We start from the raw sequence: 10,975 nt of genomic DNA, 5'->3' as shown, positions 1-10,975 counted from the left end.
AATCTACAAAAGGGGATTGATGATAAAAAACAATCTTTGTTCTTTTGTTTCAATAACAAATCTAAGCCCTAAGCGAATTGCATTGGTTGCCCCTTTCACTTTCTTTAATTGATTTGTTATCATAACAATTACTCCTCCATAAAAGATTTGCATCTATACGGCAGTATTGTGTAAAATAATTGTTGAGCAGCTATGGAACACCAAATAACATGAAAGAGACAAAAAACTTAGTGAAAGATAAAGCCGAATCTAAACCAACAAAAGCATTCTAAGAATTACATTTTTGTCCTATTAATTTACCGAAAATCGACCATTGAAAATCTTCAAAATAGAAAAGTTTAATAGGCAAACGCCCTGCAAAAATGCGCTGATTTGAGCAAAATAAACGTCTTTTTAAGTTAGAACATCAACTTAACACGCTTGGAAACACGCTTTAGAGGTGTTATTCACATACAGTAGCACAACAAGATAATTCTTAAACTACAACTGATTGAAAATAAATAAGTTACCTTGTTGATAAGACTAAACTGGTAACGATTTAGAAACGAGCGAGCTACCTGGCTTCGCTGTTTTCTGCCTAACAAAGAACGCTTGTTATTCTGTTTGCAAAGATAATACTTTGTTACCGAATAGCAAGCGTTTTTGATGAGATATTCTTTATTATGCACTTTTTGTATGCTATGTTTATATTCCCCTTCCACGTTTCTTCTTTCTGTTAGCTTGGTATCTGAGTTTGCGCTGCCATGCAGCTTCGGTTAAGTCATTGCCTTGTGTACTTGGTGTAATTAAATCGCCTAACCCTTCCACCGCTTCATCGGCTGCGCTAACGATGGTGTCTGCCACTGCACCAATGGGATTCTGCACTTGTGAGGTATCATTGTCTCGTGAGATAGAGGAGCGGCTTGGAGGTACAAGTTGGTAGCCTGTATCAGATTGTTCTTTCTTTTCTGTAGGCTCTTGTACTGTTAGATGTGGTTTCCTTGATTCTTCCTTGTTAGTTGTTTCAAAGTTCTTCTGCAAGGAATGGTAGCCGAACTCCCTGCCGATTTCGGAAGCTTTGAAGCTTTGTCCATTGAAGGAGAACTTCAAGCCATATACCTTGCCCTGCTTATTCTTCATACGCTCTATGGTAATGCCGTTTTTGTTCAATTCATAAAGGAACATGGAATGCCCTGTGATGCCTGTATCTCTGTACTTGTCAAGCATGGAATAACAGATTTGTTGCACCACTTTCTTTGCTTGCTCTCTCGTCTGGCTGACTTTTGCCTTTTGGTATTTCCTTTCCGCCTTAATCTCCTTTGCGATGGTCAAGCCTTTCTCTCTGCTTATTTCCTCCGCCACCCTTGCAGCCCTATTGCTCACAAAGGTGGTATCAAAGACTTCTCCATACAGACTGATGCGGTTGGCGATGATGTGAATGTGTCTGTTGTCGGTGTCCTTGTGCGTTACTGCTACCCATTGGTGGTTGTCAAGTCCTATTCGTTTGGCAAACAAATGTGCTATCCACATATATTCGGACACAGACAGCTTTTTCTCGTCCTGCGGTGCGATGCCAATTTCGATACGGAGAAACTTGTTCCTGCAACGGCTGTTGTAGTTACTGACCACTTTCATTTCCTCATAGATAGTCTTTGGATCTCTGCTGCAAAGATTGTGGAATGCAAGCCGACTACCGAGTTTGCCTTCCCTGAAAATATAGTCCAAAGCTGTGCTTCCGTGCGCTATCGCCTTGCATTTACCTATCATTTCTTGTTAGATTTAAGACCTTATATATTTCATCATCTACCCGAAAATGCGGGTCGTAAAACCGCTTAAATGCCTCTTTGGCACATAGCGAAAGGTTCTTGGTGATTAGTAGCCAATCCTCGTCCTTGAGCTTGATGAGATTGGAAATCTGCCCATAGTACCTTCCTGTATGTTGGAGAATGGCAATGGCTTCCCTCTCATTGTCTGTCATCTTGGGAACGGCTGTTACTTCTCCGTTAAGGAGTATTTCCCGACAATAATCGGAGAATTTCCGTCCCGTGCTTTCCGCCCTTGACTTGATACGCTGTTTTTCCTCTAAGGTACATCTTACTTTGATGAACTCTGTCTTGTTCATCTTCTGTTCTTCCTTATCCTGTTGCTGCCATCGGGCAGCTTTTCCCTTGTATCTGCTCATATAAGTTTCTTTGAAAGTTTATCATTATAGATGATTTGTTGTTGCTTAATTCCTGAATACTGACCGATGAGAACGGAGTGATTACGGTCTTATCTCCCCGATAGATAGACGAGGGGAGCAAGAGCAGTTTGTGGGTACAAACTGACGTCTTGCAATATCAGCTAACGAAACGTTTACGCACAAGGCGTTTTGCTGCCGAAAAGTGAATGCCGTGCATTCTGTGTTTAACTGCGTTCGTGGTGTTCCCATCATTCAGTATGTTTGACAAATGTCTGTTGTTATGTTCTCTAAAAAAGGGTTGAGGGTTTTGAGTGGAATAATAGCCTCTTTTCCCAAAAGTCCTCGCCCCCTTTTCCTGTGCCTCACAGCTTTCTCCACTTCTCTATGTCCTCACCATACTCCTCCAAATGAATGCGCACGATGTTCTCCACGAAACTTGAAAGGTTGCTGCCCCTGTCGCCCAATCTGCGCACGATGAAGTCGGCACGCTCCTGCGTTTCTCGGCTCAGATAGACCGCTTTTCGGTTGCTTAGTTTTGTTGGAACAAGGTAGGCCTGCTTGTAGGATTCGAGCGTTTCCTTTCTCATTTTGGCACTGATGCGCCTTTGAACAGTTGCATTCTCTGTATGCTGTGCAGGTTCAGAGTGCGTAGTGTTCTCTGTGTCCTGTTCGTTAGGCTCTTGAATAAGTCTTGCTTTCCTTGCCCGAAGTTCGGCAATGATATGTTCAGACGAATTTTCTATCTGATTTAGTCCAAAATACTGCTTGTCGGAATGGATTGTATTCTTCATTCCCTCGTTACTGACTTTTTGCTTTTCCATGTTTTTATCTCATTTTATGTTTGACTTGTTTTGATTTCATGTTTTGATTTTGTTCTGTAACCGACATCCGTATCTGTATCTGCCCTTTATGCTTCTGTCGCTCACGGACACGGTAAACATGAAACTCGTTGAGGTCTTTGAAGCCTTTGTAATGTACGGACATATCCTCCACCTTGAAACCTACCTTTACAAATTCTTGCACGGTTCTCCGCCCTGCATCGTCATTGTCAAGGAAGGTACGGATATGCGTTAGGTTGTGGTCACTCAGATATCGAATAGCCCTTGCCACATTGCTTACCGAGTTTAGCACAAGACAGACACTCGTTATTTCATCTTTCATTGAAAGAAAGGAGAGAAAATCCATAAAGCCCTCAAATATGCATACGGACTGTGTCTTGTCTGTTGCGTATTCTGTTTGCTTGTCTGTGAATATGAGAGTAATGTCCTTCGGTGCTATCGTACCCTTGAACGTGCCATTGTCCCGAAGTTCATGCCCTCCTGATTGATTGGCAAAGCCGATGGATTGATAGCGCCTGCCCCTTACCTCATAGCTGATACATTTGAGGAAAGGCTTTGCCTTTTCCAAATCAATGCAGCGTACCTTTGTAAGATACTCCTGCAAATGTGGCAGTAGGGTGTCTGATATACTTATCAGCTTCCTTGTCTCGTTTGCAGCCATCGTTGGTTGGAGATTGTTTTGTGAGAAGTCTTTGTGAGAACTATATGTTATATTATCGGTAGCGTTTTGTCCCAAACGGCAAATGGCTTCCGATAGCGTGCAGCCTTCCAAGCGCATACAGAGGTCAATGATACTTCCGCCCCTACCTTCGGCATAGTCTATCCAGAGGTTCTTCTGTGTGTCCACCTTAAAACTCGGATGCGTTTCCTCTCTGAGTGGTGAGCGGTACAGCGCATAGGAAGGTGTTCTGCGCAAGGGTTTGATACCTTTCCTTTCAAGATACTCTACGATGGAGTATCGCTTGATGAGTGATAAATCTTCTTCTTTCATTGCTTGAATAATTTAAGTGATTGAGTTATAATCGATTGTCTGAATTATATTTGATTACATTTGAATGAATTTCCCTTTTCCTAACTTTTTCCCCTCCAAACTTTTTCATCTTTCTTCTTACTACATACTATTTTGTGATAAGTGATTGATAATCAGTGTTACTTTGTAGTATAAGACAATACTACACATTCTACTACATTTGGCTACTACAAGTTTGAAGGAGCGGGCAGGGCAAGATTTTCCTAATCTTATAGACATAGATGGGGCTACTACCGTTTCTTCGTTTGCTCACCTTTATGTATCCTGCTTTCTTCAAGGCTTCACCCATACGCTTGGCAACAAGTGGCTGGTGAGTATAAATTCCCAAATAAGTGAGTATCTCCGTAGTGGTCATTAACGAATAGTTTTCATCCTCCGTTGGCTTCTCAAAGCAGCGTAGCAGTAGTTCCATTTCTGCGGTCTGCACTTGGAAATCCTCACTCTCTTTGTAAAGCTCTACTATCTCATTATCGTCAAACCAATAGCGGAAACCAGATTTTAACAGGGCTTTTGCTTCGGTATAGACACTATCCATTGAGATTGCCTTTGCTCGTTCTATGTCAATAGACAATACTTCAAAGGGCAGAAACCGCCTACTGCCTGTGGGGTCGGTAAGGAAATCGTTACCATTTACCGATGCAACGAAACTCGCCAAGTGTGGGTGTTCCTCCACATACTTGTCGTAGGGCATACGGTACTTGACCATCGGGCAGGTAATAAGGTTTTTGAGTTCGTTTTCGTCACGCTTGTTGAGGGCTTTGAGCTGGTCGTCAATGTTTACGATGAGGTTTTGCCCTATATAAGTAAGCGTGTCCTTCTCTTGCGGATATATCTTTCCCGTGTAGCTGTAACCATGCAGGGCAGGTGGGCAGAGCAAGTCAAGGAAAGTTGTCTTGAACTTGCCCTGCTCGCCTGTCAGTACAAGACAGGTATGGTTACGGCATTCACGGTCGTCCATGGCGTTGGCGACCACTGCCACGAGCCATTTGGTAAGGTATGGCAGCCACTTGTCAGAGTTGCGCACAACTACGCAACTTGCCAGTTCGGGAATGACTTTCAGTGAAAAGGAAGAAGTATCACAATGGTTATTGTGTTCATTATTACCATTACCACTACTGCCATGAATACAACTATCGCTATTGCCACTATAATTACCTCTGCTATTACCAATATCCACCAAGGGCAATCCATTGAAATATTCCTGTATGGGATTGACACGTGGAGAGAAACTGCTCTCTATAATGGAATAGAGGTTGTCGGAAGATGTGATAATCCCCACATCGTTGTCAAGTTCCCTGCGGAGTGTATTGATTTCATAGCGACCCACTTTTGAGAAGTGAGCATCTTCCTTGCTTCGGTATTCGGTTCGCCCCAACACCGTGTTGTATCTGAACTCATAATAAGAGGAGAGATAAGTTTCTATCTCACCATTTTTGGAGGAAGTCTTCCTTTGCTTGGGCGTATTATTTTCGTCCACTGAATTGCCTTTATCTGCGTTTCGTTTCATTATATGCTTGGTTTGGTTTCCGAGAGTGAAGTTATGAAGAGAACTGGAAAGTTCCAAGCATTCGGAGAGTGCTTGCATAATGTTGCGCAAATTGGCAATGAATTTCTCACGGATTTTTGACAAGAAACTGTTGGAAAGTATGGATTTAAGCCCCAAACAAGAGGACAAGTGTGTAAAGAATGCAAGAAAGGCAGGTGGTAATTTGCTACAATACGCATCGTATTGCGTTGGCTAAAAGGATATGATAAAATGGAGTAAAGAGACAAAGAAAGAGAGCGACAATCCTTTTGCCATTTCCATGTTTTTCCCTCTATTTCCCTGCTGTTCCCTCGTGCTTTGAAGTATGGCAAACACTCTCTACTTTTGCAGGCAGAAATATGCGGTGAAACGCAAAACGGACAAAGGTTTTATTAAACCAACAAGACAGAAATACAAACAAAACAATAATAAAACTATGGGATATTTTATCATTACGGATTCAAATTGGGCAAGACTGAGGGATGAGATACTCAATCTTGCTCAGACCTGCCACAAAGCTTTCGGAGAACAGAGTCAGCACACCGATTGGCTGCACAATGGGGATGTATGTCAGCTACTCAACATCAGCAAGCGCACCTTGCAGCACTACCGTGATACGGGCGTGCTACCGTTTACACAAATCGGGCACAAGTGCTATTACAGGCGTGAGGACGTGGAGCGGTTGTTGCAGACAAAATCGGAGAAATCAAAGAACAACAAATAAAATAAGAGGACAATGGAATCAGTAAGAGATTTGAACATGGATGCGGACGAGATGCAGGTGGTGCTGTCCGCCATAAGAAGTGTGAACAAACGAATAAAGGAAGTAGCACAGACACACAAACCCTTGTTTGGCGGTGAACACTTCCTCACAGGCAAGGAGGTGTGTGAGCGGCTGTACATCAGCCCTCGCACCTTGCAGGACTATCGGGACAGGAAGATTATCCCCTATACGCAGTTTGCTGGGAAGATACTCTATAAGTCTTCGGATTTGGAGAAAATATTATTAAGGAAATAACTATATGGAATATCACGATGACTATATAATATAAATATATGCCAAAACTCCACTTTTAAAAGGATAATCCTCTAATCTTAAATGAGAGTACTCCAAAATATGGGAACAGAGCCGTATCATATTTTTTATAAAGTTTGATACGGCTCTGTTAGATTTAGCATTACTACCTGTAACTATTTATGAGGTGATTTTTATCTTGATATATCCTTCCTCATCTATCAAAGAAGCTATATTTGTCGTAACATAAGAAACTATATGTCTTAATCTTTCGATAATACAGTATAAATATTTTTACAACTTAAAAATCATCATAATCCGTATCTATATGGAAATTATAAACTTTCATCATAAGGTCATATTGCCTGGGAGAATCTTCTTTCCATGTCTTATCATCATATAGATAATAGCCATTTGCAGATCCGTTCCAGCCAAAATTTATATAGTATAGGGTCTGCCCATTCATTATTTTGTACCCATCCAAAAGCATGCAATGTCCAGAACTTGGCATATCAATTCCCAGTTTTTTCCATAACCAGCCATTACTGCGCTTTTTGCCCGATAAGAACGAAAGACCATAGGAATTATTTTTCATATTGTTACTAATATTATTCCAATCAGTATCATAGCTGAACATTCCACCTAAATAATCGCCTAAGAATTTCATAGCTTTTTTAGTGTCAGTCCCCGCAGAGCCATCCTTATCGTATGATGTACCAATATTTTCTGCTATTCTTTTTATAATATTTGAAATGTCGTCTTTTTCACTTTGAGAAGTAAAGTAATAACCATACTCCTTTGTCTTCAGTTTGCTCCAAGAAGTCTTTAATCCATACCCTTTGAATACACCAAAATCATTCTTTAGCACTGTCAGTGCTTGGACAACTGCAATAGGTACACAGCCCGCAGCAGCTCGTCCATTAGAAGCATATTTCCCATTTGATGAAGGTGACTGTAAATTGAAAGGATTACCCTGTCCCCACCTTACATTACATTTTTGGGGCACGGATTCCTCATATCTTTTTGAGCTTCTTGTTTCAGGCTGGTCCCAATGAGAATTTATGGGCGCATCCGGAGTCATTCGGTTGTAAACTGATGTAGCTGCCGTCCCAAGCATAAAAAGAAAAGATTCTGGTAATTTTTCTTGCTCTATCAACTTTCCATGAAGAAACTTTAACTCGATGTTATTAAAATGCGCATAAATAGGTTCGGCTCTCTTGTCACCTGCAATAACGATAGTAGAGCCGTCTGAGATTTTGACAAAATACAATAAGTTCTGTGGATTACTCTCTTTCTGTATTCCTCTTGTCGTATTATCTTGCGCATTAATAGAGTCAATACCAACAATCATACAAGCATTATTTGTAGATCTTGTGTTACCCGCTTGTAAATAGCCATTAACTACTTTTTCTATATCACTTTTCCCGACCTTAAAACTATTTTCTTTAACAATCGGAGTTGTCTGTTTTTGAGGAAGCTCTTCTTGATTGCATGAAACAAGAAGTGCTAAGGATAAAAATAAAAATATTTTTTTCATATCTTTTGCTATTTAAAAGTTATTCCAATAGTGGATATTCCATCAGGAACACTAAATCCAAAGGAAATTGCTACAGGTACTTGCTGGATGCTATTTTTGTTCAATTGGACTTTATATTTTCCTGTCTGTACCTTGCTTATTGTCATAAAGTCAAATTCTATTTTCTGGAGTATGCCATTTTTACAATAAATTGTGGCTTTATTCCCATCAGAAAGTTCTACGACAGTCTGTTCCTTTGATAAAATCTCTTTGGTTATTCTTTTTGATACTTCAGTGTCATTCTTCCCATAATCAATCCTAAACTCATACATCGCATAATCACCTTCCATAAACTGGAAAAAGCCTTCTGGATGTGCAGTGGATAGTTCTATCTTACTTGGGGTAATATTTGGAATTCTATTCCTATCTTCGTCAGAGCAGGAAACCATTATAATAACGGCTATGAATAGCAGAATCCTTTTTATCATCATTGCGGTAAATATTTAGTCGTGTGAATATTAAGAGTTCTTGTCTTATATGGGGCTCCATACCATTCTGTCCAATGTGTATCTTGGAAGCGACCTGCATTTTTCCTGTTAAAATCCAATACATAACCAGATACAATTCCATAATTACCAATGGGACCTACTACATGGATATAATAATCTCCATTGATTTTTTTGTATCCGTCAGCTAAAAAGAAACTAAAATTATAGTAAGAAGTGTGCCTAAAAAAGGTAGGATGTTTTCTATCACGATACCCATATATATATGAAATGCCTGTTTCCAATCTTAAGTTATTAAGCATATTAAACCAGTCTGTATCATAAGACAAACTTGGAATTCCATCTGCACCCGAAAAGAAATTCTTTACAGCTTCAAAAGCCATAAGTCCTGATATTTCAGAGTTCGGCATTAATTTAAATTGTGGAATTCTATTAGACATCTCAACGAAATCTGTATACATATCTCCTTTTAATTGCGTAACATCTAATTTCTTTGCTCGTTTCCATGAAGCCTTTAGTTGGTATTTGTCAAAACTTCTAATTTCTTTTCCATCAGGTATTGCAATACAAAGAGCATGAATAGTCCAAGGTCTTATATCTTGTGAAGAAAAAGTATTGTAGTTCTTGTGGTTCTCGTTGTATTTATATGCATCTGTAAATCTATAGGCTAATTTAGGGAGAACTTCGTCATTGGAATCTCCAGCTCGGGTATTTAATTGTTGCCTATTACTGTAATAGCTGTTTACTTGGTTATTATTTGTTGTTTTATTTTTTACATCAACTATATAATTTTCCATTAGATTACCAATAATTTCAGGGATACTATCACCTACAAATTCTCCCTTTTCATTTATTTTCAAATTGAGATTGTCAAAATGTGCATAAACAGGCTCTGCTCTTTTGTCGCCACCTACTACCACGGTTGATCCGTCTGACATTCTCACAATGTACAACAAGTTATGTGGGCTGTCAATTGTTGCTCTGGTTGCACTGTTAGCATCGTTACTAATAGTGTCAATTTCTGCAATTTCGCAAGAAATTCCTTTTGCCCTTGTCCGTGTCGAATAAAAATAATCAACGACAACCTTCTCAATATCACTTTGTGTGACATTGAAATTTTCTTCGGACAATTTTTGACTCACATTCTCTTTTTCATTGTAGATTTCCTCATTACTGCAAGAGAAGAAAGCAATAACAGATAGTAATAATAAAATTTTTTTCATGTCCTTATGTGTTAAATGTTTATAGGTTATAATTTTTCACCAAAGTTACATAAAAAGAAAGATACACAAAATACTCAATAGTGGGTATTTTATCTAGCTAACCAGCAAAGAAGTCTTTGAAATATTTCCAAAATGAACAATCAGTCCTATTTTACCATAGTTAGTAGTAGATTGGTAGTAAGATAATTCGCAACATAATAACGGTCCCACAACATCTTCTCTTTCACCGTTTTACCCTATTTGTAGTTATGTAGTAGGATAATATCGGTGAAAGAAAAAAGATATAGATAATTTAATGCTGTGTATCTCCAAAAAGAAATACCGGTGTTAAAGTTGTTGTCGGTCGCTGTAGTTCATTGATGATATACTTTCTGAAGAAGTGGGCTCCTGTGCTATCCAATTGGAAAGACAGGGCAATAATGATTGGGAGTGGATAAAGCGATGCATAACCTGCCAACTCCTTATCTCTGACTGTTACCCTCTCAACTGTACTCCTTTCTTCAGGATGCAGGTTGGAGGATTTTATTATCGTTTGCAACCTGTGGTTGAGTTTCCTCCATGTTACCCCGAAGAACTTCACAAGTTCACTCTCTGTCATGGCTATCTCTCCGTTTCCTTTGCGAATGACTTGCATTTTGCTGCCCCAATCAAAATAACTACGCTGATTGGAAGTGTTTGTTCTTATTTTTGGATTGTTGTTTGTCTTCATGCCGTTTTCTCCATTTTACAGATTACAATATCCGAAGGTTCACAAGCCTCTCTCTCCGCTAATAGGCTTCAAAAGGACTTCACAAGGGTTGTCAATTTAGCCTTCAAAAATTAGCTAATCGTTGTAAAATCAAGGTTTTACAACGATTTTTCTTTGTATATACCTCCATAGCCTGACGGCATAACCCTATATTTTGACAGTCATCTTTCGGTCAATTTCTGCTACACTTACTGCTACACAAAAATTGCAGTAGCAAAAAATGTAGCAGTGACGGGATTTTGAATACCATATTGACGGCATCAACTCTTTCTTTTTCAAGGTATTAAGTATTAACTTTGCAGCCGAGTGCTACACAAAAGAATGATGCATTATGAGAACAAATTTCAAGGTGTCCTTCTACCTACGCTCAAACTATGAGAACAAAGAAGGAAAGTCGCCTGTAATGCTCCGA

Annotated in this window: 11 protein-coding genes; 2 read left to right on the top strand and 9 right to left on the bottom strand. The window is 39.5% G+C overall.

From position 1 onward, the window contains the following. Positions 1 to 684: 684 nt before the first annotated feature. The 5 genes from BN35_RS05875 to BN35_RS05855 form a co-directional block, all read right to left on the bottom strand. Positions 685 to 1,746 carry a relaxase/mobilization nuclease domain-containing protein gene (locus BN35_RS05875; RefSeq protein ID WP_004335649.1) on the bottom strand — a complete coding sequence of 354 codons (1,062 nt, stop codon included), beginning with the start codon at positions 1,744 to 1,746 and terminating at the stop codon, positions 685 to 687. Then, positions 1,736 to 2,161: a plasmid mobilization protein gene (locus BN35_RS05870; RefSeq protein ID WP_004339651.1), complete on the bottom strand. Its 426-nt coding sequence runs from the start codon at positions 2,159 to 2,161 to the stop codon at positions 1,736 to 1,738. The genes BN35_RS05875 and BN35_RS05870 overlap by 11 nt, the downstream gene beginning before the upstream one ends. 362 nt (positions 2,162 to 2,523) lie before the next feature. Continuing rightward, complete coding sequence (locus BN35_RS05865; RefSeq protein ID WP_004335652.1) at positions 2,524 to 2,982, bottom strand: DUF3408 domain-containing protein; 459 nt, start codon at positions 2,980 to 2,982, stop codon at positions 2,524 to 2,526. Positions 2,983 to 2,986: 4 nt separating this feature from the next. Beyond that, positions 2,987 to 3,991 (bottom strand): toprim domain-containing protein, encoded by a 1,005-nt coding sequence (locus tag BN35_RS05860; protein ID WP_004335654.1) that lies wholly within the window; start codon positions 3,989 to 3,991, stop codon positions 2,987 to 2,989. 193 nt (positions 3,992 to 4,184) lie between these two features. Then, entirely contained in the window at positions 4,185 to 5,615 is a 1,431-nt protein-coding gene (locus BN35_RS05855; RefSeq protein WP_036875542.1) for a virulence-associated E family protein, read from the bottom strand. 376 nt (positions 5,616 to 5,991) lie between these two features. Here BN35_RS05855 and BN35_RS05850 point away from each other — a divergent pair, with 376 nt between their 5' ends. Next, the gene (locus BN35_RS05850) at positions 5,992 to 6,279 is read left to right on the top strand and encodes a helix-turn-helix domain-containing protein (RefSeq protein ID WP_004335658.1); all 288 of its coding nucleotides are present in this window, start codon (positions 5,992 to 5,994) and stop codon (positions 6,277 to 6,279) included. Between the two features lie 12 nt (positions 6,280 to 6,291). Beyond that, a complete protein-coding gene (locus tag BN35_RS05845) occupies positions 6,292 to 6,573 on the top strand; it encodes a helix-turn-helix domain-containing protein (protein ID WP_004339656.1) in 282 nt (93 codons plus the stop codon). A 298-nt stretch (positions 6,574 to 6,871) separates the two neighbouring features. On the opposite strand, the gene BN35_RS05840 is transcribed toward BN35_RS05845, so the two are convergent. The 4 genes from BN35_RS05840 to BN35_RS05825 form a co-directional block, all read right to left on the bottom strand. Next, on the bottom strand, positions 6,872 to 8,107 hold the full coding sequence (locus BN35_RS05840) for a C10 family peptidase (RefSeq protein ID WP_004335662.1): 1,236 nt from the start codon (positions 8,105 to 8,107) through the stop codon (positions 6,872 to 6,874). Positions 8,108 to 8,115: 8 nt separating this feature from the next. Beyond that, complete coding sequence (locus tag BN35_RS05835) at positions 8,116 to 8,577, bottom strand: hypothetical protein (RefSeq protein WP_004339658.1); 462 nt, start codon at positions 8,575 to 8,577, stop codon at positions 8,116 to 8,118. After that, the gene (locus tag BN35_RS05830; protein WP_004335666.1) at positions 8,574 to 9,815 is read right to left on the bottom strand and encodes a hypothetical protein; all 1,242 of its coding nucleotides are present in this window, start codon (positions 9,813 to 9,815) and stop codon (positions 8,574 to 8,576) included. Before BN35_RS05830 ends, BN35_RS05835 begins: the two co-directional genes overlap by 4 nt. A 292-nt stretch (positions 9,816 to 10,107) precedes the next feature. Beyond that, on the bottom strand, positions 10,108 to 10,524 hold the full coding sequence (locus BN35_RS05825; protein WP_004335668.1) for a hypothetical protein: 417 nt from the start codon (positions 10,522 to 10,524) through the stop codon (positions 10,108 to 10,110). Positions 10,525 to 10,975 lie beyond the last annotated feature (451 nt).

This window comes from Hoylesella timonensis 4401737 = DSM 22865 = JCM 15640, from assembly GCF_000455445.1.
GTDB lineage: Bacteria > Bacteroidota > Bacteroidia > Bacteroidales > Bacteroidaceae > Prevotella > Prevotella timonensis.
This window is presented reverse-complemented; position numbering and strand designations above follow the sequence as displayed.